Source organism: Aquabacter sp., from assembly GCF_965279295.1.
Taxonomy (GTDB): Bacteria; Pseudomonadota; Alphaproteobacteria; order Rhizobiales; family Xanthobacteraceae; genus Aquabacter.
Genome location: NZ_CBDIHQ010000016.1, coordinates 291,139 through 314,737, shown reverse-complemented (window position 1 = coordinate 314,737; position 23,599 = coordinate 291,139). Strand labels below are relative to the sequence as shown.

Annotated in this window: 24 protein-coding genes; 3 read left to right on the top strand and 21 right to left on the bottom strand. The window is 65.6% G+C overall.

All coding sequences use genetic code 11. The annotated features are described in order from the left end of the window. Nucleotides 1-309: 309 nt before the first annotated feature. Complete coding sequence (locus tag ADADO0_RS13855; RefSeq protein WP_511305733.1) at nt 310-1,155, bottom strand: glycosyltransferase family 2 protein; 846 nt, start codon at nt 1,153-1,155, stop codon at nt 310-312. A 124-nt stretch (nt 1,156-1,279) separates the two neighbouring features. Between ADADO0_RS13855 and ADADO0_RS13850 the strand changes: the two genes are divergently transcribed. Both ADADO0_RS13850 and ADADO0_RS13845 read left to right on the top strand, forming a co-directional pair. Next, nucleotides 1,280-2,515, top strand: a complete 1,236-nt coding sequence (locus tag ADADO0_RS13850; protein ID WP_511305732.1) for an alpha/beta fold hydrolase — start codon at nt 1,280-1,282, stop codon at nt 2,513-2,515. Then, a complete protein-coding gene (locus tag ADADO0_RS13845) occupies nt 2,512-3,102 on the top strand; it encodes a protein-S-isoprenylcysteine O-methyltransferase (protein ID WP_511305731.1) in 591 nt (196 codons plus the stop codon). Before ADADO0_RS13850 ends, ADADO0_RS13845 begins: the two co-directional genes overlap by 4 nt. A gap of 441 nt (nt 3,103-3,543) precedes the next feature. Here the strand turns inward: ADADO0_RS13845 and ADADO0_RS13840 are convergent, their stop codons facing one another. The 20 genes from ADADO0_RS13840 to obgE form a co-directional block, all read right to left on the bottom strand. Beyond that, nucleotides 3,544-3,963 carry a F0F1 ATP synthase subunit epsilon gene (locus ADADO0_RS13840; RefSeq protein WP_511305730.1) on the bottom strand — a complete coding sequence of 140 codons (420 nt, stop codon included), beginning with the start codon at nt 3,961-3,963 and terminating at the stop codon, nt 3,544-3,546. Between the two features lie 67 nt (nt 3,964-4,030). Next, nucleotides 4,031-5,467 (bottom strand): F0F1 ATP synthase subunit beta, encoded by a 1,437-nt coding sequence (gene atpD, locus ADADO0_RS13835; protein WP_511305729.1) that lies wholly within the window; start codon nt 5,465-5,467, stop codon nt 4,031-4,033. 32 nt (nt 5,468-5,499) lie between these two features. Further along, nucleotides 5,500-6,369, bottom strand: coding sequence for a F0F1 ATP synthase subunit gamma (locus ADADO0_RS13830; protein WP_511305728.1), 870 nt, complete (start codon nt 6,367-6,369; stop codon nt 5,500-5,502). Nucleotides 6,370-6,398: 29 nt separating this feature from the next. Further along, nucleotides 6,399-7,928, bottom strand: a complete 1,530-nt coding sequence (gene atpA, locus ADADO0_RS13825) for a F0F1 ATP synthase subunit alpha (protein ID WP_511305727.1) — start codon at nt 7,926-7,928, stop codon at nt 6,399-6,401. After that, nucleotides 7,928-8,482, bottom strand: coding sequence for a F0F1 ATP synthase subunit delta (locus ADADO0_RS13820; RefSeq protein WP_511305726.1), 555 nt, complete (start codon nt 8,480-8,482; stop codon nt 7,928-7,930). The genes atpA and ADADO0_RS13820 overlap by 1 nt, the downstream gene beginning before the upstream one ends. 263 nt (nt 8,483-8,745) lie before the next feature. After that, nucleotides 8,746-9,471: an amino acid ABC transporter ATP-binding protein gene (locus tag ADADO0_RS13815; protein WP_511305725.1), complete on the bottom strand. Its 726-nt coding sequence runs from the start codon at nt 9,469-9,471 to the stop codon at nt 8,746-8,748. Beyond that, a complete protein-coding gene (locus ADADO0_RS13810) occupies nt 9,449-10,108 on the bottom strand; it encodes an amino acid ABC transporter permease (RefSeq protein ID WP_511305724.1) in 660 nt (219 codons plus the stop codon). The genes ADADO0_RS13815 and ADADO0_RS13810 overlap by 23 nt, the downstream gene beginning before the upstream one ends. Beyond that, nucleotides 10,105-10,779 carry an amino acid ABC transporter permease gene (locus ADADO0_RS13805; RefSeq protein WP_511305723.1) on the bottom strand — a complete coding sequence of 225 codons (675 nt, stop codon included), beginning with the start codon at nt 10,777-10,779 and terminating at the stop codon, nt 10,105-10,107. The genes ADADO0_RS13810 and ADADO0_RS13805 overlap by 4 nt, the downstream gene beginning before the upstream one ends. A 178-nt stretch (nt 10,780-10,957) precedes the next feature. After that, entirely contained in the window at nt 10,958-11,746 is a 789-nt protein-coding gene (locus tag ADADO0_RS13800) for a transporter substrate-binding domain-containing protein (protein WP_511305722.1), read from the bottom strand. Between the two features lie 295 nt (nt 11,747-12,041). Then, a complete protein-coding gene (locus tag ADADO0_RS13795) occupies nt 12,042-13,391 on the bottom strand; it encodes a S41 family peptidase (RefSeq protein ID WP_511305721.1) in 1,350 nt (449 codons plus the stop codon). Continuing rightward, nucleotides 13,388-14,704 carry a murein hydrolase activator EnvC family protein gene (locus ADADO0_RS13790; RefSeq protein ID WP_511305720.1) on the bottom strand — a complete coding sequence of 439 codons (1,317 nt, stop codon included), beginning with the start codon at nt 14,702-14,704 and terminating at the stop codon, nt 13,388-13,390. Before ADADO0_RS13790 ends, ADADO0_RS13795 begins: the two co-directional genes overlap by 4 nt. 81 nt (nt 14,705-14,785) lie before the next feature. Next, entirely contained in the window at nt 14,786-15,268 is a 483-nt protein-coding gene (gene rlmH, locus ADADO0_RS13785) for a 23S rRNA (pseudouridine(1915)-N(3))-methyltransferase RlmH (protein ID WP_511305719.1), read from the bottom strand. Nucleotides 15,269-15,309: 41 nt separating this feature from the next. Then, entirely contained in the window at nt 15,310-15,672 is a 363-nt protein-coding gene (gene rsfS, locus ADADO0_RS13780) for a ribosome silencing factor (RefSeq protein WP_511305718.1), read from the bottom strand. A gap of 162 nt (nt 15,673-15,834) precedes the next feature. Further along, nucleotides 15,835-16,485, bottom strand: coding sequence for a nicotinate-nucleotide adenylyltransferase (locus ADADO0_RS13775; protein WP_511305912.1), 651 nt, complete (start codon nt 16,483-16,485; stop codon nt 15,835-15,837). After that, entirely contained in the window at nt 16,485-17,813 is a 1,329-nt protein-coding gene (locus tag ADADO0_RS13770) for a glutamate-5-semialdehyde dehydrogenase (RefSeq protein WP_511305717.1), read from the bottom strand. The genes ADADO0_RS13775 and ADADO0_RS13770 overlap by 1 nt, the downstream gene beginning before the upstream one ends. Nucleotides 17,814-17,939: 126 nt before the next feature. Beyond that, nucleotides 17,940-19,070: a glutamate 5-kinase gene (proB, locus tag ADADO0_RS13765; protein ID WP_511305716.1), complete on the bottom strand. Its 1,131-nt coding sequence runs from the start codon at nt 19,068-19,070 to the stop codon at nt 17,940-17,942. Between the two features lie 73 nt (nt 19,071-19,143). Further along, nucleotides 19,144-19,539 carry a type II toxin-antitoxin system VapC family toxin gene (locus tag ADADO0_RS13760; RefSeq protein WP_511305715.1) on the bottom strand — a complete coding sequence of 132 codons (396 nt, stop codon included), beginning with the start codon at nt 19,537-19,539 and terminating at the stop codon, nt 19,144-19,146. Beyond that, on the bottom strand, nt 19,536-19,913 hold the full coding sequence (locus ADADO0_RS13755; protein ID WP_511305714.1) for a type II toxin-antitoxin system Phd/YefM family antitoxin: 378 nt from the start codon (nt 19,911-19,913) through the stop codon (nt 19,536-19,538). Before ADADO0_RS13755 ends, ADADO0_RS13760 begins: the two co-directional genes overlap by 4 nt. Before the next feature lie 44 nt (nt 19,914-19,957). After that, the gene (locus tag ADADO0_RS13750; RefSeq protein WP_511305713.1) at nt 19,958-20,176 is read right to left on the bottom strand and encodes a hypothetical protein; all 219 of its coding nucleotides are present in this window, start codon (nt 20,174-20,176) and stop codon (nt 19,958-19,960) included. A gap of 39 nt (nt 20,177-20,215) precedes the next feature. Continuing rightward, on the bottom strand, nt 20,216-21,250 hold the full coding sequence (obgE, locus tag ADADO0_RS13745; RefSeq protein ID WP_511305911.1) for a GTPase ObgE: 1,035 nt from the start codon (nt 21,248-21,250) through the stop codon (nt 20,216-20,218). A gap of 137 nt (nt 21,251-21,387) precedes the next feature. On the opposite strand from obgE, the gene ADADO0_RS13740 reads away from it, so the two are divergent. After that, entirely contained in the window at nt 21,388-23,562 is a 2,175-nt protein-coding gene (locus tag ADADO0_RS13740) for a primosomal protein N' (protein ID WP_511305712.1), read from the top strand. Nucleotides 23,563-23,599: the final 37 nt, after the last annotated feature.

Sequence of the window (23,599 nt, the reverse complement as noted above, 5' to 3'; positions counted from 1 at the left end):
ACGCGCTGGAGGAGATATGGCCAATCCGATAGGGCAGGCCGGGCCGGCGGCTTCTCCCGCATTGCTGGCCTCTGAGGCTTACACGTCCTCAGGGAAACGCGCAACGCATCAAGGACATGCCAGGGTTTCGCCGCTCCCGAGGCGGTATCGCCTCGTATTGCGGCCTCTCCGAAGCGCATTCGTCGGCTAACAATAGGACGCTCTCGCGTCGGGACGCAGGCATCATGTGGTCTTTTGAGGGCGTGTTTCAGGGATGCGTGGCCCGGCGCGGGTTTGCGTGCGTGCTGTGTCCCAAGCTGGAGGCCGCCCTTACCGCGCGGCGTGCGAACCCAGGAGCCCTGCAAGCTTGCCGGCACGGATCATCAGTCGGTGACGGTCAAGCATCAGGACAGCCAAGATGCACCCTCCCCCCAGCTTCGCGACATCAGCCCACATGCCGATGGGCGCATAATATTTTCGGCGCAGGTACAGTTCTGACTGCTTCTTCAGGCGGTTGACGGCGAAGGTACGGCGCCAATGCTGTGTGCTCGACTTGCCACCGGCATGCGTCACCCGCGCCGCGGGTACGACGATGATCGGCACGCGGCGCGCCTGCGCCCGCAAGGCGAGGTCGTCGTCCTCGTGATAGAGGAAGATGCGCTCGTCGAACCCGCCCATGTCGAGAAACAGTGCCCGCTCCACCAGGAAAGCCGCGCCGTGCACGAAGCGGGTGCAATAGTCGCCCGCGACTTCCTCCTCGCGAAGGCGCCGGTGACGCGGCACAGGCTCCAGGATCGAGCCTTCCTTGCGCATCAGCCGCCCGTTTTCTCCGACAATGGCCGGCATCAGCAAGGCGGGGGCATACCGCGCGGACGCCTCCAGCAAGGTGGTGAGGGTCCCCGCTTCCAGCGCAGCATCGGGATTGAGAAACAGGATGTTCTGGCGCGACGCGGCGCGCGCACCCGCATTGCAGGCGGTGCCGAACCCCATGTTGCGCGGCAGCGGGATCAAAGTGGCGGGACGCGTCAGGCTTGCCATGAAGCCGGTGCCCTGCGGGCTCGCGTTGTCGACGATGATCACCTCGCATTGCGAGGGAATCGAGGCCACCGCTCGGCCGATCACCGCTCCGCTATCATAGGAGACCAGGACCACCGAGACGGAATCCAACGCCTGCACGGGCACCCCTTCAACCAAAATGCGGCGGCATGCCGCCCGCGATAGGTAGCATCTGGCCCCTCGGGATCAAACCGGCACCCGGCCCTTTCATCGCATCCCCTCCTCCGGTAGAAACCAGCGCACCATGCCGCTGCGCGATCAAGAACCGACGCTTCGCCGCCATTTCTTCTTCGTGGCAGGCTTCGATCCCATGGATGTCGAGGGCCATCAACGCATTTTCATGCGCGAGATGGTACGCTTCGGTTCCGTCTGGAACGTGGCGACGGAGGCAGAGACGCGCGCGCGCCGCACACCCACCGGCGCCTTGTGGGACGCGTCCGCGTCTGGCCCAGGATGGAGCACGCAGACGCGGTTCGAACTGTTCTCCTGGGACGATCTGGTGCGCGTCGACATGCGGCGCAGCCGCTGGTCCCATATTCTAGGCGGCGTGCGCGCCTTGGCGGACATGATCGCCACCGGGACGATCGTGCGCTATTTCCGCTTCAGCCACCGCTACGGCATCTTCTTCCTGCTCACCTATGTCGCCCTGCTGGTCATTCTCGCCGCAGCGCTCGGTGCCGGCTGGCTGGTCTCGGGTCTTGCGGCGTCCCTCGGCGCATGGAACGCAGCCGCCCTTGCGCTGCTTGCGGCCGCCGGCGTGTTCTTCGCGCTCATGGCGACGCTCGGCGCCCGCGTGCGGCTGAAGCAATCCCTCGACCTCGCGGAATTCTCCGTGGATTTCGTGCGCGGGCGGCATCCCGCCGTCGATGCTCGGATGGACGCATTCGCCGACCGGCTGCTGGATGTCGCGGCTCAGGGCGGCGTGGAGGAGATCGTCATCGCCGGGCATAGTTTCGGCGCCTTGCACGCCACCAGCCTGATCGCCCGCGCGGTGGAGAAGGACCCCACCTTTCCCCAGCGCATTCCCATCCGCCTGCTGACGGTGGGCTCGACCTCGGCCAAGTTCGCGCTGCACCCTGCGGGCGGGCGGCTGCGGCGGGCGGCGCAGAAGGTCTACGACGCGGCGGAAATCCAGTGGGTCGAGTTCCAGGCGCGTGACGACATCGTCAGCTTCTACAAGGTGAACCCTGTCACCCTGAGGCATGCCGGCAACGCCAACGGTCTGCTGCGGCCCTTCGTGCGTCAGGTGCTGATTCGCGAACTCCTCACCCCGGAGACCTTCGCGCGCTATCGGCTCGATATTATGCGCCTGCATTGCCAATTCTTCCTGGCAAACGACCGGCGCGCCGCATACGACTTCTACGCCTTCGTCTTCGCGCCTGTGCCGTTCGAGGTGCTGGCGGCCCAGATGACCGGACCTCTCGCCATATTCGGCGAGGATGGCGGCCTGAACACTCCAGAACATCGAGGCGCCGCATGAGCCTGCTTTTCGTTGCGAAGATCGCCTGGACCATCGGGGTGGCCGCGTGGTTCCTCATCCGCCTGCCGTTCCAGATCAAATCCCGCCGCACCCGCGTGACCGACGCACGTCGGCGCACCACGCAGGAAACCATCCTGCTGTTCATTTCCACCCTGGGGCTAGGCATGGTGCCGGCGGTGTTCGCCATCACCGGGTTTCCGGCTGGGCTGACCTATGCCACCTCCCCCTTGCAGGTGGCGGCCGGCATCCTGGTGTTCCTTGTGGCCCTCTGGATGTTCTGGCTCACCCACAAGGCGCTCGGCCGGCAATGGTCGGTGACGCTGGAGATTCGCGAGCAGCATCGGCTCGTGACATCAGGGGTGTACACCCATGTGCGCCACCCCATGTACACCGCCTTCTTCCTCTGGGCGGTGGCGCAAGCCCTTTTGCTGCCGAACCCGGTCGCCGGGCTTTCCGGCCTGGTGGGCTTCGGCATCCTGTTCTTCTTTCGGGTGGGCGAGGAAGAGGCGATGATGCGCGAGACCTTCGGCGCGGAATATGACGCCTACAGTGCCCGCACCAAGCGGGTGATCCCCTTCATCTACTGAGCAGTCCCGTGCCGGAGAACAAAATGCGGCCTGTGGATATCAGCGATTCGCTCACGCCGCGTTCCCGCCTTGTGCGGTGGGGCGAACAGACGTGTCCCGAATTGGGACAGTTGCGCTGCGAGCGGCCGCTCCCCTAACAGTAGCTCCCTCTCCCGCTTGCGGGGGAGGGTTGGGGAGGGGGCAGGAGCCTCAGGAGAAGTTTTGTCTCCCGGCCATTTCTCACCAATTCCCCCTCCCTAACCCTCCCCCGCAAGCGGGAGAGGGGATAACGCAGCGGTCTCGAAGCGCCAGAGGTCGGCTGCGAAGCAGCGGGCGAGAAGATAACGCACCGCTTTCGAACGGACATAGATCAACCCGGTTCACCGATAGTTCCCGACATCACCCCAAACACGAAAAAGCCGGGCGCGAGGCCCGGCTTTCGATCATGCGATGGAGATGGGTTCAGTGCGCCTTGGCGGCGGCACCCTGGCCGAGCGCCTCGGCCACCTGTTTCAGGTCGGCCAGAACGGCTGAGGCCTTCTGTTTGGCCTCGTCGCTGCGGGCGTCGGCGACGTCCTCTTGAGCGTCCTTGATGAGCTGGCGCAGGTGATCCGTGTGGATGTCCTCCACCGGCGTGGCCCGCTCCGCAAGAACCGTGAGGCCGGTCGGGTTGGCTTCGGCAAAGCCGCCGCGTACGAACAGGCGCTTGGGCGCGCCCTCGCCGCGGATGGTCAGAATACCGGGCCGCAGCGTGGCGATGAACGGCTCATGGCCGGCGCCGACCGAAAAGTCGCCTTCCGAACCAGGCACATCCACCCAGGTCACGGCACCGGAGAAGACCAGCCGCTCCGGGGAGACGAGTTCAAACGTGAAGGTGGCCATGTCGATCTCTCCGCTACGCGCTCAAGGTTTGCCGTAAGGAACCGCCGCGCCAGCAGCGCGGCGTGCCTCACGCCGCCTCGGCAGCGAGCTTCTTGCCCTTCTCGATGGCTTCCTCGATGGAGCCCACCATGTAGAAGGCCTGCTCCGGCAGATGATCGTACTTGCCGTCCACTAGGCCCTTGAAGCCCTTGATGGTGTCGGCGAGGTCGACCAGCTTGCCGGGCGAGCCGGTAAACACTTCCGCCACATGGAACGGCTGGGACAGGAAGCGTTCGATCTTGCGGGCGCGGGACACCGTCATCTTGTCCTCTTCGGACAACTCGTCCATACCGAGGATGGCGATGATGTCCTGGAGCGCCTTGTAACGCTGCAGGGTCTGCTGAACCTGCCGGGCCACGTTGTAGTGCTCCTCGCCGATCACCAGCGGGGAGAGAATGCGCGAGGTGGAGTCCAGCGGATCCACCGCCGGGTAGATGCCCTTTTCCGCGATCGAACGCGAAAGCACGGTGGTCGCGTCCAGATGGGCGAACGAGGCGGCAGGCGCCGGGTCGGTCAGATCGTCGGCGGGCACGTAGATGGCCTGCACCGAGGTGATCGAACCCTTGGTGGTGGTGGTGATACGCTCCTGAAGGGCGCCCATGTCCGTCGCGAGGGTCGGCTGATAGCCCACCGCCGAAGGAATGCGGCCGAGAAGCGCCGACACTTCCGAGCCGGCCTGGGTGAAGCGGAAAATGTTGTCCACGAAGAACAGCACGTCCTGGCCCTGGTCGCGGAAATGCTCGGCGACGGTCAGGCCGGTCAGAGCGACGCGCGCGCGGGCGCCGGGGGGCTCGTTCATCTGGCCGTAAACCAGGGCGCACTTGGAGCCGGCGGCCGAGCCGTTGTGCTCGTGCGGGTCCACGTTCACCTTGGACTCGATCATCTCGTAATAGAGATCGTTGCCCTCGCGGGTGCGCTCGCCGACGCCGGCGAACACGGAATAACCGCCGTGCGCCTTCGCGATGTTGTTGATCAGCTCCATGATCAGCACAGTCTTGCCAACGCCGGCGCCGCCGAACAGGCCGATCTTGCCGCCCTTGGAGTAAGGCGCCAGCAGATCGACCACCTTGATGCCGGTGACCAGGATCTCGGCTTCCGTGGACTGCTCGGCATAGGACGGCGCGGGCTGATGGATCGAGCGCAGGCTGTCGCCGACCACCGGGCCCAGTTCGTCAACCGGCTCGCCGATGACGTTCATGATGCGGCCGAGGGTGGCTTCGCCGACCGGAACCATGATCGGGTTGCCGGTATCGCTGACCGGCTGGCCGCGCACCAGACCCTCGGAAGAGTCCATGGCGATGGTGCGCACGGTGTTCTCACCGAGATGCTGGGCAACTTCCAGCACAAGGCGCCCGCCCTGGTTGGTGGTCTCCAGCGCGTTGAGGATTTCCGGCAGGTGGCCGTCGAACTGCACGTCGACGACGGCGCCGATGACCTGGGTGATGCGTCCGGTGGGGTTCGCCATTCTCGTGGTCCTTTATCCTCGTCCCGCAGCCGTCAGAGAGCTTCGGCGCCGGAGATGATTTCGATGAGTTCCTTCGTGATCATGGCCTGACGCGTCCGGTTATAGATCAGCGTCTGCTTCTTGATCATGTCGCCCGCATTCCGGGTCGCATTGTCCATGGCGCTCATCTGTGCGCCGTAGAACGAAGCCTGATTTTCCAGGAGAGCCCGGAAGATCTGGATGGCGATGTTGCGCGGCAGGAGGTCGGCGAGAATCTCGCTTTCTTCCGGCTCGTAGTCATAGGGCACGGCCTCGCCGGCCTTGGCCTCGAACACCGCAGGGATCACCTGCTGGGCGGTCGGGATCTGCGTCACCACGTTCTTGAAGTGCGAAAAGAACACGGTGCAGACGTCGAACGCGCCCTTGTTGAACAGCGCGATCACCTTCTGAGAGATGTCGTGCGCATTGTCGTATCCGAGAACGCGCACCGCGCGCAGATCGACCAGTTCGACGATCTGCTTAGGATAGGTCCGGCGGATCTGGTCGTATCCCTTGCGGCCGACGCAGAAGAACTCGACCTTCTTGCCCTGCGCCATCAACGCATTCGCCCGCTCGCGGACCAGCCGGACGATCGAGGTGTTGAAGGCGCCGCAAAGGCCGCGCTCGGAGGTGCACACGACCAGCAGGTGCCGCTCGTCGCTTCCCGTGCCGGACATCAGCAGCGGGGTGTCCGCGCTGGTGGTGATCCCGGAGGAGAGGTTGCCGAGCACGGTTTCCATGCGCTCGGCAAACGGCCGCGCCGCTTCCGCCGCCATCTGGGCGCGACGCAGCTTCGCCGCGGCGACCATCTGCATCGCCTTGGTAATCTTCTGCGTCGCCTTCACCGAGGCGATGCGATTTCTTAGTTCTTTCAGGCTCGCCATGGCATCCGCCCCTTCACTGATTCAGGGGGTCAGGCGAAGCTCTTGCCGAAGGTGTCGAGCGCCTTCGTCAACTTAGCCGCCGTATCCTTGGAAAGCTCCTTAGACGTGCGGATCGCGTCCAGGATGTCCGCATATTGCGAGCGCATGGCGAGCAGGAGGCCCTGCTCGTACTCGCGCACCTTGGACACCGGCAGGCCGTCCAGATAGCCGTTGGTGCCGGCGTAGATCACCACGACCTGCTCTTCCACCTTCAGGGGGGAGAACTGGCTCTGCTTCAGCAGCTCGGTGAGGCGGGCGCCGCGGTTGAGCAGCTTCTGCGTCGAGGCGTCGAGGTCCGAACCGAACTGGGCGAAGGCCGCCAGCTCACGATACTGGGCCAGCTCGCCCTTGATCTTACCGGCAACCTGCTTCATCGCCTTGATCTGCGCGGAAGAACCGACGCGGGACACCGAGAGGCCGACGTTCACCGCCGGGCGGATGCCCTGGTAGAACAGGTCGGATTCAAGGAAGATCTGACCGTCGGTGATCGAGATCACGTTGGTCGGGATGTAGGCCGACACGTCGTTCGCCTGGGTCTCGATGACCGGGAGGGCGGTCAGCGAACCGGCGCCGTTCGCGTCATTGAGCTTGGCGGCGCGCTCGAGCAGGCGGGAGTGGAGATAGAACACGTCGCCGGGATAGGCTTCGCGGCCCGGAGGACGGCGCAGCAGCAGGGACATCTGACGATACGCGACGGCCTGCTTGGACAGGTCATCGTGGATGATCAGGGCATGCATGCCGTTGTCGCGGAAAAACTCGCCCATGGCGGTGCCCGAGAACGGCGCCAGGAACTGCATCGGCGCGGCGTCGGAGGCGGTGGCGGCGACGACGATGGAATATTCCAGCGCGCCTTGCTCTTCCAGAATCTTCACGAACTGCGCGACGGTGGACCGCTTCTGGCCGACCGCGACGTAGACGCAATAGAGCTTGGCCTTCTCGTCCGTGCCCTGATTGATGGGCTTCTGGTTGAGAATGGCGTCGAGCGCCACGGCGGTCTTGCCGGTCTGGCGATCGCCGATGATCAGTTCGCGCTGGCCACGGCCGATCGGGATCAGAGCGTCGATGGCCTTCAGGCCGGTCTGCATGGGCTCATGCACCGACTTGCGGGGAATGATGCCCGGGGCCTTCACGTCGACGCGGCGACGCTCGGTGTACATGATCGGGCCCTTGCCATCGATCGGATTGCCGAGCGCGTCGACGACGCGGCCCAACAGGCCCTTTCCGACGGGAACGTCGACGATGGCGCCGGTGCGCTTGACCGTCTGGCTTTCCTTGATCTCGCGATCGGACCCGAAGATCACGATGCCGACGTTGTCGACTTCGAGGTTCAGCGCCATTCCGCGCGTCCCGTTCTCGAACTCGACCATTTCACCGGCCTGGACATTGTCGAGGCCATAGACGCGCGCAATACCGTCGCCGACGGACAGAACCTGACCGACTTCCGAGACTTCCGCCTCCTGGCCGAAATTCTGGATCTGTTCCTTGAGGATCGCGGTGATTTCAGCGGCTCGAATGTCCATCAGCGAACCTCTTTCATCGAATGCCGGATAGAATTGAGTTTGGTCTTCAGCGAAGCGTCGACCATGCGGGAGCCGAGCTGGACGATGAGACCGCCGAGGATGGAGGGATCGACAGTCACGTCGAGGCTCACATCCTTGCCGGTCGTTGCCGCGAGCGACTGCTTCAGCGTCGCCACATGGGCATCGCTGAGGGGCTCGGCCACCGTCACCTGCGCGGTGACTTCGCCACGCTTGGCGGCGACCAGCGCGGCGTAGGACTTGATGATCGCAGGCAGCGCGAACAGGCGCCGGTTCTGCGTCACCAGTTTCAGGAATTTCGCGGAAAGCCCGGCGATGCCGGCCGCATTGAGGACAGCGGTGATCGCCCGTTCCTGCTCATCGGCGGAGAACACAGGGCTCTTCACCAAGCGCGAGAAATCGGCGCTCTCTGCCATCAAGCCGGTCACGGTATCCATGTCAGCCTTTACGGCATCGACAGACCCGGCCTCGTCGGCCAGCTCGAACAGTGCGGTCGCGTAGCGCCCCGCCATGCCTGACACGATCGTTTCCGCCACCCGCGCCTCTCTCGGGTCCACGCCCTTTGGTGAGAACCACCTAAGAGCTGAAACCCTTGATCTGTTGGGAATATCGTTGCCCCAAACCCGAAGGCAGAAAACACCGCTTCCGGGAAGTTGCGGTTGCCTAACACAGGCTTGGCGAAGCGGCAACACGACCGGGTTTCTCCCCAAGCGCCGCATTGCCGCACCGTCGCCACAGCCGACCGCCCGCGCCCTCACGCTACGGCAGACTCAAACCTTGAAAAGCGTGTATTTTCTCCCTAGGCGACGCCGAGAAACTGCTGCAATTCCAGCGTCTTGGGTGAGCCGAACACCTCTTGCGGGGGGCCGATCTCATGCACCCTGCCCTGATGCATGAAGACCACCCGGTCGCACACCTCGCGGGCGAAGCGCATTTCGTGCGTGACCATCAACAGGGTCATGCCTTCCGCAGCGAGCTTGCCGACGACGGCGAGCACTTCGTTGACCAGTTCCGGGTCGAGCGCCGAGGTAATCTCGTCGCACAGCAGCGCGAGCGGCTTCATCGCGAGGGCGCGCGCGATGGCGACACGCTGCTGCTGGCCGCCGGAAAGCTCGTCAGGATAGGCGTCGAACTTGTGGCCGAGGCCCACCTGCTCCAATCGCAGCCGCGCTTCGGCCTCCGCATCCTTGGCCGAGACCTTCTTCACCACCATGGGCGAGAGCATCACGTTGCGCCCTGCCGTGAGGTGGGGAAACAGGTTGAAGCCCTGGAAGATCATCCCGACCTTCAGGCGCAGCGCCCGCAGGTGCAGTTCGTCCGGCGCAAGCTGGGCGCCCGCCACCATGATCGAGCCATCGTTGATGGTTTCGAGCCCATTGATGCAGCGCAGCAGCGTCGACTTGCCCGATCCGCTCTTGCCGATGATGGCGATCACCTCGCCGGCGGCGACGTCGAGATTGATTCCCTTCAGGACTTCATTGCTGCCGAAGCTTTTGCGCACTTCAGTGATTGCGATGAGCGACATTCAGCTTCCTTTCCAGAAGCTGGCTGCTCTTCGAGAGAGGCCAGCAAAGGGCGAAATACATGAGCGCGGCGAAGCCATAGACGACGAACGGCTCGAAGGTGGCGTTGGTGATCATGGTGGAGGCCTTGGACAGCTCCACGAATCCGATGATCGAGGTGAGCGCGGTCGCCTTCACCACCTGCACCGAGAAGCCGACGGTGGGCGGCACGGCGATGCGCAGGGCCTGGGGCAGCACGACGTAGCGCATCTGCTCGAAATAATTCATGGCGAGGCTGGAGGAGGCCTCCCATTGGCCCTTGGGAATCGATTCAACGCAGCCACGCCAGATTTCGGCGAGGAAAGCGCCGGTCCAAAGCGTCAGCGTCAGGCCAGCGGCAAGCCAGGGCGGAACATTGATGCCGATGAGTGAGAGGCCAAAGAAGAACAGGAACAGCTGCATCAGCAGCGGCGTGCCCTGGAAAAGCTCGATGTAGAACGCCGCGAGCCGCCGCGGGATCTTGCCCTTGCCCGTCCGGGCGAACAGGGCGAACAGGCCCACCACGCTGCCGCCGATAAAGGCGATGACGGACAGGAGCACGGTCCATTCCGCCGCGTACAGCAGATTGCGGACGATATCCCAGGTGGAAAACTGGCTCATCGCGCGGCCCTCCGGCGGGGGAAGATCAGGATGCCGAGGCCGCGCATCAACTGGCGCAGCACTAGCGCCAGCAACAGGTAGAGCAAGGTCGCGGCGATATAGGCCTCGAACGCCCTGAAGTTGCGGGACTGGACGAAATTGGCCGCGAACGTGATGTCCTCGACCGCGATCTGCGAACACACCGCCGAGCCGAACATGACGATGATGATCTGCGAGGACAGGGCCGGCCAGATGCGCTGGAGCGCGGGGGTCAGCACCACATGGCGGAAAATCTGCAGGCGCGACATGGCAAGGCTCGATCCCGCCTCAAACTGGCCGCGCGGAGTGGCTTCGATGCCGGCGCGGATGATCTCGCAGGCGTAGGCGCCGAGGTTGACCACCATGGCGAGGATCGCCGCCTGCATTTCCGTCAGTTGAATGCCGAGGGACGGCAGTCCGAAGAAAATAAAGAACAATTGGATCAGGAACGGCGTGTTGCGGATCAGCTCCACATAGAGAGATACCACTGGCCGAAGCAGTTTTGGACCCTGCGTGCGCGCCCAGGCGCAGGCTATGCCGAGGGACACCCCCAGCGTTCCGCCCACCGCGATCAACTCGACGGTGATGGCCACGCCCTTGGCAAAAACGGGCGCGTACTCTGTCAGCGTGCTGAAATCCAGGCTGTAAGCCATGCGCCGATATATCCCCCTGCCTGCCCCCGCTCCTGAAAGAGCGGTCTCACCCGATACCGGGAGGAAATGCCCCGCTGTGCCCGGCGACGTGCGCCGCCCGCGCACGCTTGATGGAAACGGTCCGCTCCCCCGCCCTCCCCCCGCAATTGGGAGGGGGAGCGAACCGTCCTCAAGCGACTCACATGTCCGCGGGAAGCGGAGCACCGAGCCACTTTTGGGAGATCGTATTGAGCGAGCCGTCCGCCTTCGCCGCCGCAAGGATCGAATCGACCTTGGCGAGGAGCTTCGGCTCATCCTTGTTGAGGCCGACGAAGCAGGGCGAGTTCTTGATCAGGAACTTCACTTCCGGCTTCTTCGGCGGGTTGCGCGCGATGATCGCGGCCGCCACCACGTTGCCGGTGGCAATCGCCTTCACCTGGCCCGCCAGGAAGGCGGAGATGGTGGAGTTGTTGTCCTCGTAACGCTTGATGTCGGTGGTGGCCGGAGCGACCTTCGCCAGTTCCAGGTCCTCGACCGAGCCGCGCGTGACGCCGACCGTCATGCCGGCGAGATCCTCGACCTTCGTCACCTTCAGGTCGGCCGGGCCAAACACGCCGTTGAAGAACGGCGCATAGGCGGTCGTGAAGTCGATCACCTTCTCACGCTCGGCGTTCTTGCCGAGCGAGGAGATCACCAGATCGACCTTCTTGGTCTGCAAGTAGGGGATTCGGTTGGCCGAAGAGACCGGCACCAATTCCACCTTAACGCCGAGCTTGGCGGCGATCAGCTTGGCGACGTCGATGTCATAGCCAAGGGGGGTGAGGTCCGGACCGACAGAGCCGAAGGGCGGGAAATCCTGGGGCACGGCGACCTTGAGGACGCCAGCCTTCATGATGTCGTCAAGGCTGTCGGCGCTGGCGGAAAGCGGTGCCGCCCCGATTGCGAGCCCGATGCAACCTGCGATGACAAAGCGGCGGGTGAACGACATGAAACACTCTCCTGGGGGGAAAATCTCCCCTCAGGAATAGCAAAAGGCGTGCCATGGGTTTGAGGGCTTGCGACCCAAGGCGCGGGATAGAGATTGCGCACCCACGGCACCGCCCCGAGACCACACGCCCAATAAATAGGCAATATCGACATGCCTTGCAGCGCGATTCTTGTGCTCTCGACGTGGTCCGCCACCCAACGCTCAACCCGCGAAACAAAAAAGACCCCACCGAGCAGCGCCCGGAGGGGTCCCTAAATCTACCGTGCCGCCCCGTAGGATGCGGCGAGGCCCAGCGTCAGTTCGCGACGCTGGTCTTGCTCGGGTTCGGCGGGAAGGCCGCGTTCTTCTGCGTGCCCTCCAGAAGATCGACCGCCATCTTAAGCTGGGTGTCGTCCTTGGGATCGGCGGGAACGTAGGACGGCGAACCGGTCTGTTCGTCTTCGCCGTTCTTCAGATGGCCCTTGAGCGAGGCTTCGCCGCGGGTCGTGTCGCCGCCGGCGGCCGCGATCTTCGCCTTCTGCTCGTCCGGCAGATCCTGAATCAGGACGATGTCCGGCTCGATGCCCTTGGCCTGGATCGAGCGGCCCGACGGCGTGTAGTAACGCGCCGTGGTCAGCCGGAGCGCGCCATTGCCGCCCAGCGGGATGATGGTCTGAACCGAGCCCTTGCCGAAGGTGCGCGAGCCGAGAATGGTCGCGCGCTTGTGGTCCTGCAGGGCGCCAGCCACGATTTCGGAGGCAGAGGCCGAACCGCCGTTGGTCAGCACGATGATCGGCCGGCCCTTGGTCAGATCGCCGCCGCGGGCGTTGAACCGCTGGGTCTCGTCCGCGTTACGACCACGCGTGGAGACGATCTCGCCGCGCTCCAGGAACGTGTCCGACACCGCGATCGCCTGATCCAGCAAACCACCGGGATTGTTGCGCAGATCGATGACGTAGCCCTTCACCTTGTCGGGGCCGATCTGGGCGGTCAGATCCTCGATCGCCTTCTTGAGGCCCTCGTAGGTCTTCTCGTTGAACGAGGTGATTCGGACATAGCCGACATCGCCGTTCTCGATGCGCGAGCGCACCACCTGAGGACGGATGGTGTCGCGCACCAGCTTGATCTCGATCGGCTTGTCCGCGCCCTTGCGGGCGATGGTGAGCGTGATCGGGGTGTTGATGCCGCCGCGCATCTTGTCGACCGCCTGGCTGAGCGTCATGCCCTGCACGGGGTCATTGTCGAGCTTGGTGATGAAGTCGCCGGGCTGCACGCCAGCCTTGGCGGCCGGGCTGTCGTCTATGGGGGTGATGACCTTCACCAGGCCGTCCTCCATCGTCACCTCGATGCCGAGGCCGCCGAACTCGCCCTTGGTGCTCACCTGCATGTCGCGGAAGCTTTTCGCGTCCATGTAGGAGGAGTGCGGGTCGAGGCCGGCGAGCATGCCGTTGATGGCGGCTTCCACCAGCTTGGCGTCGTCCGGCTTTTCCACATAGTCCGAGCGCACCCGCTCGAACACGTCACCAAACAGGTTCAGTTGCCGGTACGTGTCGGAAGACGCCGCCTCGGCGGCCATTCCCGACAGAATGCTCGGCTGGACCGCAGCCACAGTCGCCAAGGCACCGGCCGCGACGCCGAAAAGAAAAAGAGACGTACGACGCATCATCCGCGCACCTTCTGACTATCCGTTGCCGCCCACCAAGGGGCGGGATCGATCGAAATACCGTCTTTGCGGAACTCCACATACAATTGAGGCTGCCCCGAGGCCGCATTCGCCACGCGGGGCCCTCCTCCCATCACCGCGACCGGCTCGCCTGTGAGGACGAACTGGCCGAGGTCGACGGTGATGCGTTCCATTCCCGCCATCAGGACATGGTACCCACCGCCGGCATTGATTATCAAGAGTTGCCCGTAGCTTCGGAACGGTCCGGCGTAAACAACCCATCCATCGCACGGCGCCGCGACCTGCGCGCCGGACCGTGTGGCGATCGTCAGGCCCTTTTCTGCGCCGCCAAGCCCGTCGGACGCGCCGAAATCCTTCAGTCGCACGCCGGCAACCGGCAGCGGCAGCAAGCCCTTAGCTGCCGTAAACGGCATGGCTGGCACCATGCGGCCGGGATTCGTCAGGGCGGCAAGCTGGGTGCGGCCCGGCTCGGCGGTGGCTATCGGATTTGCCGGCTGCGCCTTCGCGGCATCCGCCGCGCGTGCCGCAGGCGCCACTTCCGCCTCCAGACGGGTCACGAGATCGTGCACGTCTCCGGTGCTCTTCGCCAGGGTTTCCGCCTGCAGTTTATCCCCTGTTTGGGAGGGATTCGCCTCCGCCTGCCTGCGCTGACGTTCCGTCACCAGGGCGGCAATGCGGGTGCGGTCCTCCTCCAGCGAGGCGCGCAGAGTGGTCAAACGTTCCCGCGCGGCGGCAAGCTCGCCTCTGACACGGGAGAGTTCCCCAAGGTCAGATACCAGCGTTTCCGCCTCCACCCGCATCTCCGGCAGGATGGCACCCAACAGGATCGCGGAGCGCACCGCGTCCAGCGCATCATCGGGCCGCATCAGCATCGCCGGCGGCGGGTTCCGTCCCATGCGCACCAGGGCGGCCAGCACGTCCGCCAGCACCGCCTTGCGCTGGACCAGCGACGCCCGGATATCGGAGCCGCTGCGATCCAACTCCGTCATCCGCCCTTCCACCTCGATCAATTGCTGTTCCACGTCGCGTACGCGGCTGGTGGTGTCGACGAGAAGCTGGGAGAGCTTGCCGCGATCGCCCTGGGCGGCTTCGAGATCGGCCCGAATCTGCGCCTGGAGCTTCTCATTGCGGCTGACATCGCCGCGCAGCGCATCGGTGTCCACGTTCGGCATGACACGCGGCGCAGCGGCGGGGCGCGGCAGAGGCGTCGGCGGCACCTGCGCAAATGCATCGCCGCTTGCGAGCGCGCACACGAGCGCCAATGCGCGGAAAAACGGGCCGAGGCGGTGAACCATGAACGGAAGCTTAAGCCTGCGAAGTTGAGCAGACGTAAACCATGCGACGCCTGCTGTCGCCGGTTTCACAATTCTGCGCCGTCAGGCCCGGTGGTAGGGGTGGCCCGAGAGGATCGTGGTGGCGCGATAAAGCTGTTCCGCGAGCATCACCCGCACCAATTGGTGGGGAAAGGTTGCGGCGCCATAGGAAATCATCAGGTCGGCGCGGCTGCGGGCGACATCAGCCAGCCCGTCGGCGCCGCCGATCATGAAGCAGAAGGCACCCGCCCCCGCGTCTCGGTCGTTGCCGATTCGAGCCGAAAAGTCCTCGCTAGACAGGCTTTTCCCACGCGGGTCCAGCACCGCCAGCCGCGAACCAGACGGCAGCGCGGCGATCAGGCTCGCGCCTTCCTCGGCCATGCGGTCCTCGGAGCGGCGGGCGGACGATTCGGAAAATTCTATGACGTCGAAGCCGCTGAGGCCGAGGGAGCGTCCCCCCGCCTTCGCGCGGTCGAGATAGCGCGCGACCAAGTCGCGCTCGGCGCCGGCCTTCATGCGGCCGACGCAGGCGATCAGAATGCGCACGGCGCGCCCTCAGATGATCAAGACAGGTGCACCCGCCCCGATCAGGAGGGAGAGGTGCCCGACCACATCTTCTCGATGTTGTAGAAGCTGCGAACTTCCGGCTGGAAGACGTGGACGATCACGTCCCCGGCGTCGATCAACACCCAGTCGCAAGCCGGCTGGCCTTCGACACGGACGCGCTTGATGCCGACTGCCTTCAGCGCCTCGATGAGGTGCTCGGCGATGGCGCCGACGTGCCGCTGCGAACGGCCGGAAGCAACCACCATGAAGTCAGCGATGGAGGTCTTGCCACGAAGCTCAATGGGGACGATGTCTTCCGACTTATCGTCATCCAGGCGGGCGAGAACCAGGGCGAGGATCTCCTCGGCGTCAGGTTGCGCTTGGGAGACCGATGCGGGCGCCATTTGGGTGGTGGCCGCCAGTGAAGCCGATGTAGACAGGGGTCCAGGTCCTCTCGCTCATGAACAGCGACCTGAGGAACCGGCGACGCCGCCCCCCCGGAGGCTGCTCAGCTAGAATGGCTGCAAAACCGGCAAATATCAAGACTTCTTAACCAACCCCGCCCTTCAGGCCGTCTCCCGTGCCTGGCGCGCGGCGCGAATGCCGGTGGAAGAGACCGGCGATTTCATGCCGTGCAGGAACACCCAGGCCGGCGGTTTGAGGGTTGGAAGTATCGCGGCATCGCTCTCGTCGATGCGATAGCGCCCGAGTGCTTTCGCGGCCAGGGAGGCGGTCGCCCCGAGGCTGGCGCCCATGCGGTCCACCACCGCGATCGGCACGAGATCCGCCAATGAGCGCCACCGCTGCCACCGGTGGAAATGCACCAGATTGTCCGCGCCCATGATCCAGACGAAGCGCACCTGCGGCATGCGCCGCGTCAGCACCGCCACGGTCTCGTAGCTGTAGCGGGTGCCAAGCGTCGCCTCCGCCCCGGTGACGTCAATCAGCGGGTGGTGCGCGACCTCCCGGGCATAGTCCACCCGCGCCGCGAGCGCCGGTAGATGGCTGTTGTCTTTCAAGGGGTTGCCTGGCGTCACCAGCCACCACACCCGGTCAAGCCCGAGGCGCTTCAGCGCCAGGAGGCTAGAGGCGCGGTGCGCCTCATGCGCCGGATTGAAACTGCCGCCGAACAGGCCGATACGCATGCCACGGGCGGCAGGCGGCAGGCGCAGGGCGGCGCACGCGACGGCTGCCGGGCTCCCCTCCCCCTCCGCCATCACGGACGGGTCTGGCCGGAGCCGTGCACGCGATATTTGAAGGTGGTGAGTTGTTCGGCGCCCACCGGCCCGCGCGCATGCATGCGGCCCGTAGCGATGCCGATCTCCGCGCCGAAACCGAATTCGCCGCCGTCCGCGAACTGGGTCGAGGCGTTATGGACGACGATGGCCGAATCCACCTCCGCCAGGAACTGCGCGGCCGCGGCCTCATTCGCAGTGATGATGGAATCGGTGTGGTGGGAGCCATGGCCCTCGATATGGGCGATGGCGTCATCGATCCCCTCCACCACACGGGCCGAGATGATCGCGTCCTCGTATTCCGTGTCCCAATCCACCGGCGTTGCCGCGACGACGCGGGGGTCCACCGCCAGGGTCGCCGCATCGCCGCGCACCTCGCAACCGGCATCCAGCAGCATCTTCACCAGGGGCGCGAGCATTTCACTTGCCACCGCACGATCCACCAGCAGCGTCTCTGCGGCGCCGCAGACGCCGGTGCGGCGCATCTTGGCGTTCAGCAGGACGGACTTGGCCATGTCGAGGTCGGCATCCGCATGCACATAGACATGCACGATGCCGTCGAGATGGGCGAACACCGGCACGCGGGCTTCCGCCTGCACCCGGCCCACCAATCCCTTGCCGCCGCGCGGCACGATCACATCGAGCGTTCCGTTCAGCCCCGCGAGCATGGCACCCACGGCGGCGCGGTCCGCAAACGGCACGAACTGCACCGCATCCACCGGCAATCCCGCCTCGGCGAGGCCGGAAACGAAAGCGGCGTGAATGGCGCGGGAAGAGAGGAGACTGTCCGAACCGCCGCGCAGGATCACCGCATTGCCGGCGCGCAGGCACAGCGCGGCCGCGTCGGCGGTCACGTTCGGGCGGCTCTCATAGATCACGCCGATCACGCCGAGCGGCGTGCGCACGCGTTCGATTTGCAGGCCGTTCGGCCGCGCCCAGCTTTCCGTCACAGCGCCGACGGGATCGGGCAGGCCCGCCACCATATCGACGCCCGCCGCGATGCCCTCAACGCGCTTCTCGTCCAACGCGAGGCGGTCGAGGAAAGCGGCGCTCATGCCGTCCGCGCGGGCGCGCTCCAGATCCTGCGCATTGGCCGAAAGGATTTGGGGCGCGGCAGAGCGGATGGCGGCAGCGGCGGCGCGAAGCGCGCGCGTCTTTACTTCGGCAGATGCCAGCGCCAGGGCGCGACCGGCGACGCGGGCGCGGCGGCCCATGTCGAGCATGGTCCCCGCCACATCGGCAGGCGCGGCCGGCGGCGCGACGCGATCCGCGAAAGCGGCGGCGACACGGGCGGCGCTGGACTGGGACATGACACGTCTCTCAAGTAAGGCCGGAACGGCCGTTCGGGCATCTTTACCACCGCGCGCGAAGCTGCAACAGCCTGGGCCCGGCTCAGCGAGATATGGCCCCGGCCCGGAAAAAGCGCCAGAAGCCACCTATTTGGCGCCGACCACCATGTCGTCGCGGTGGACCATCTCGGCCCGGCCCGACATGCCGAGGATATCCTCGATCTCCGGCGTTCCACGCCCGAGGATCCGCTCGGCGTGGTCGCTGTCGTAGGCGACGAGGCCACGTCCGATCTCAGCCCCGTCCGGCCCGCGCAACAGCACCGCATCGCCGCGCTCGAACACGCCCTCGACGTGGGTGACGCCTGCCGGCAGCAGGCTTGCTCCGCGCTGCAAGGCGGCCACTGCGCCGGCATCGAGATGAAGAATGCCGCGCGGCTCCAGCGCCCCGCCGATCCACGCCTTACGGGCGCGCGCCGGGGTGGCGCCGGTGAGAAACCAGGTGCAGCGGCCGCCATCCTGGATCGCGCGCAGCGGGTTCTTTCCGTGTCCGGAGGCGATGATCATGTGGGTACCGGCCGAGGTGGCGATCTTGCCGGCCTCGATCTTGGTGCGCATGCCGCCGCGCGAGAGTTCCGAGCCGGCGGCGCCGGCCATGCCCTCGATCTCGGCGGTGATGCGGGGCACCACGGGAATATGCTGCGCGTTCGGGTCCTGCGCCGGCGGAGCCGTATAAAGGCCATCGATGTCGGAGAGCAGGATCAGCAGGTCAGCGCTCGCCATGGTGGCGACGCGGGCGGCGAGCCGGTCATTGTCGCCATAGCGAATCTCTGAGGTCGCGACCGTGTCGTTCTCGTTGATGACGGGGACGGCGCGATATTCCATCAGCCGTGCCAGCGTGGAGCGGGCGTTGAGATAGCGCCTGCGCTCCTCGGTATCGCCCAGGGTGAGCAGGATCTGCCCGGCCGTGATATCCTCATGAGCCAGCGCCTCGGCCCAGGTGCGGGCGAGCGAAATCTGGCCGACCGCTGCGGCCGCCTGGCTGTCCTCAAGCTTCAGCGGCCCGCGCGGCAGGGAAAGCACCGTGCGCCCGAGCGCGATGGCGCCGGAGGACACCACCATGATCTCCTTGCCCTGCCGGTGCAGCGCGCCGATGTCCTCGGCCAGCGAGGTCAGCCACGCCAGCCGCACCTTGCCGCGCGCGGAATCCACGAGGAGCGCGGAGCCCACCTTGATGACGATGCGGCGGAAATCGGCGAGGGCTGGGGTTCGGGCGGTCACGGCGCGGCTTTTTTAGAGGAAGCGGGCCGCCTCGATACTCCAAGCGGGGCCGGAGGAACAGGGGCGGATGCGATCAGACGACGGCGGGCCGGATATCCGTGTGGGTGAAGTCTTCGCCCTTGAAGAGAAGAGGAACGTCATGGGCCTTGGCTACGGCGTATGACATGCAATCCCCGAAGTTCAGAGCCGCGGGATGTCCCCGGCCTTTGCCATAATGGTCGAACGCGTTGCGGGCGATGCGAAGGAGCCTTGCATCGAAGGCCACAATGGTCGCGCTGGTTTCCGCCAGCCACAGTTCCACGGCGTCGGTCGCGTAGGCATGCCGCTGGCCCCGAAGCACGAGATGGGTTTCCAGAAGCGTCGGCGCGCCAATCAGGCAGGGGGTGCCGATCAGTATGGGCAGGAACTTGTCTGCGTCCGGCTCAGCCATGAATGTGGCGATGAGAACGGACGAATCCACCGCAATCATTTCGGTGCGCCGTCCTCGCCATAAAGCCAGTCATGATCGGATGTCGCATCGGGATTTGCCGCACGCGCTTTCTGGGACAGTTCCGAAAGCCGCTGATGCAAGGACTTCTGAGCCGGCGTCAGGTCCTTGAATGTCGCCCCTCGATCCTCGCCGGAAAAATCATCCGGCAGGGTGTCGACATCCGGCGCCATATGCAGACGCCCCGCCAAAGCACCCGCCTTTCGCGATGCGGGCGGCGCCGGCGGGCCGAGGCTCGCAATCGGCTCGCCGCGTGAGAACACCACGAAGGAGCGTCCCTCCTGGGCCTGGCGCAGGTAGTCCGCCATGTGCGCGCGGAACTCCCGCACACCGATCCTGACTTGATTAGATGCCATCGCCAGACCTCAATGTGTACACAGTGTACACAAATGAGGATCCATTACAACGGAAGACCGTTCTGGTCGTACATGTCGCTATGGTCGGAAGTAGCACCAGGAAGCTTATACTTGGCGGCTTCCTCGCCAAGTTTGCAAAGGGCTTGAATGGCGGCCGCTTGTTCCGGGGTCAGGTTTTCAGAACCCGCCGAAACTACGCGGCCAGCAAGCCGCTTGGCGGTTTCCACCGCTTCGTCGGTGCGGATGTTCAATTGCCGCGCCATGGTGCTAGCTCCTCGACGAGGAATGCTAGCACATTCAGCTCAAGGCCTCCATTCCGGCCGAGGATGGGCCTCGACTTCTTCGGCTCGGGCGGTCTTTACGATGTCGAACAGCAGGCGCAGCGCCTCCTGCACGCCCTGCCCGGACTGGGCGGAGAGCAGCAGCGGCTTGCGCTTTGCCGCCCGTTGCAGCCGCTCCTTCTGCTGCTTCAGCAGTTCGGGCGAGAGCGCATCGCACTTGGAGAGGGCGACGATTTCAGGCTTGTCCACGAGATCGTGGCCGTAGGCGGCAAGTTCCGCACGCACCGTCTTGTAAGCCTTGCCCGCGTGATCGCAGGTGCCATCCACGAGATGGAGCAGCGCGCCGCAGCGCACGATGTGGGCCAGGAAGCGATCGCCGATGCCGGCGCCCTCGTGCGCGCCTTCGATCAGGCCGGGGATGTCGGCGAGCACGAACTCGCGGTCATCAACCCGCACCACGCCGAGGCCGGGGTGCAGCGTGGTGAAGGGATAGTCGGCGATCTTCGGCTTGGCGGCGGTGGTCGCCGCCAGGAACGTGCTCTTGCCGGCATTGGGCAGGCCGATGAGGCCGGCATCCGCGATCAGCTTCAGGCGCAGCCAGATCCACTTTTCCTTGCCCTCAAGGCCGGGATTGGCGCGGCGCGGAGCCTGATTGGTGGAGGTCTTGAACTGCGCGTTGCCGAAACCGCCGTTTCCGCCCGCCAGCAATCTCACCTTCTGGCCCACCTCGGTCATGTCGGCGAGCACCGTCTCCTCGTCTTCGTCGAGGATTTCTGTTCCGGCCGGCACTTTCAGCACCACATCGGTGCCGCGCGCGCCGGTGCGGTTGGCGCCCATGCCGTGCTCGCCCTTCTTGGCCTTGAAGTGCTGCTGGTAGCGATAATCGATGAGGGTGTTGAGCCCATCCACGCATTCGATCCAGACATCGCCACCGCGTCCGCCGTCCCCACCGTTGGGGCCGCCGAATTCGATGAACTTTTCACGCCGGAACGAGACGCATCCCGCCCCGCCGTCGCCGGACCGCACATAGACCTTGGCTTGATCGAGGAATTTCATGGCCCGGAGGTAGACTCGGGTGATGGCGAAGGCAAGGCCGCAGAAGGTCTCAACCCGCAAGAAGCCTCACGATAAGGCGCGCGAATGTGCGCTCGCGCCGCTTTGACGTTTTACCCGGCTTGGATCAAAAGAAGAACATGAGCCCGCGCTTCGTCGATGTCCTCCTGCCCCTCGGGCTCGACACCCCCTATTCCTACGCCGTCCCGGACGGGCTGGAGCTTCAGCCCGGCGACCTCGTGCAAGTGCCGCTCGGCAACCGCAGTATGTTGGGCTGCGTGTGGCCGAGCCGATCCAACGGCAAGGCCGTGGACACCGCGAAGATCAAGTCAGTGAAGGCACGGCTCGATTATGAGCCCCTCCCAGCCGAGCTTCTGAAGCTGATCGACTGGATGGCGGACTACACCCTCGCGCCGCGCGGCATGGTGCTGCGCCTGGCACTCAAGCATGGGGAGAGCCCCGGCGTCGCCCGCGAGCGGGTCGGGGTGCGCGCCACCGGCAAGGTGCCGGGCCGCATGACCAGCGCACGCGAAAAGCTGCTGGAGGCGCTGGCCGACGGTTTCCTGCGCGCCAAGAGCGATGTGGCGCGCGAGGCCGGGGTTTCAACCTCCGTGGTCGATGGTCTCGTCGACGACGGGGCGTTGGAAACCGTGGTTCTGCCGCCGGAACCGGCGGCAGAACGGCCAGATCCCGACCACGCCGCGCCCGATCTGTCCGAAGCGCAGGCGGAAGCCGCCGCGACTTTGCGCGCGGCGGTGGAGGCGCGGAGCTTTTCCGTGCACCTGCTGGACGGTGTCACCGGCTCGGGCAAGACCGAGGTCTATTTCGAGGCGGTGGCGGAGGCGCTGCGGCAAGGGCGGCAATCGCTGATCCTGCTGCCGGAAATCGCCCTCACCCAGGCGTTCCTCGACCGCTTCACGCGGCGGTTCGGCGTGCGCCCGGCGGAATGGCATTCGGCGGTGTCCATCAAGCGGCGAGCGCGCATCCTGCAGGGCGTGGCGAGCGGCGAGGTAAGGGTGGTGGCGGGCGCGCGCTCGGCCCTGTTCCTGCCGTTCCACGATTTGGCGCTCACCATCATCGATGAGGAGCACGACCCCGCCTACAAGCAGGACGAGGGCGTCGCCTATCATGCCCGCGACATGGCGGTGGTGCGGGCCCGGCTTGCCGGCGCGCCGATCGTGCTCGCCTCGGCCACCCCCTCCATCGAGACCGAGGTGAACGCCCGGCGCGGGCGCTATATCAGGCTTGCGCTGCCGGAGCGGTTCGGCGGCGCCAAGGTGCCCGGTCTCTCCCCCATCGACCTGCGCAAGGAAGGACCGCCGCGCGGACGCTGGATCGCGCCGCGTCTGGTGGAGGAAATCTCGCAAACCCTGGAGGACCGCGGGCAGGCCCTGCTGTTCCTCAACCGGCGCGGCTATGCGCCACTGACCGTGTGTCGGTCGTGCGGGCATCGCATGCGCTGCCCCTCGTGCTCGGCTTGGCTGGTGGAGCACCGCTTTCGCCGCCGCCTTTCCTGCCACCATTGCGGCTATCAGGCGCCGGTTCCGGAGAATTGCCCAAGCTGCAACGCCAAGGACAGCCTGATCCCCGTCGGCCCCGGCGTCGAGCGGCTCCAGGAGGAGGTGCAGGCGCTGTTCCCCGAGGCGCGCAGCCTCGTCCTCTCTAGCGATCTTACCGGCGGGGTGGAGCGCATGCGCGCGGAACTGGACGCTGTGGCGCGCGGTGAAGTGGACATCGTGGTGGGCACCCAGCTGGTTGCCAAGGGCCACAATTTCCCCGGTCTCGCTCTGGTGGGCGTGGTGGACGCGGATGTGGGTCTCGGCCATGGCGATCCGCGCGCCGCCGAGCGCACCTTCCAACTGGTGCATCAGGTGGCGGGACGCGCCGGGCGCGGCGCGGCCGAGGGGCGCGGTTTCATTCAGACCCACATGCCCGAGCACCCGGTGATGCAGGCACTGGTGAAGGGCGACCGCGCGGCCTTCTACGAGACCGAGATCGCGGCGCGGGAGGAAGCGCACCTGCCCCCGTTCGGACGCATGGCGAGCCTGGTGATTTCCGCCACCGACGCGCATGCCGCCGAAGCTCATGCCCGCCGCCTTGCCGCCTGCGCGCCGATCAGCCGGGAGGTGCGTGTGCTCGGCCCGGCAGAGGCGCCGCTCGCCGTGCTGCGCGGCCGCCACCGCTGGCGGCTGCTCGCGCGGGCGCCGCGCGGCTTCGACCTGTCCGCCTATCTCAGCGCGTGGCGCGCGGTGGCGCCCAAGGTGACCGGCAACCTGCGGGTCGCCATCGATGTGGACCCCATCAGCTTCCTGTGACACACCCATTCCTGTGACACACGGGCGGCGATGGCCT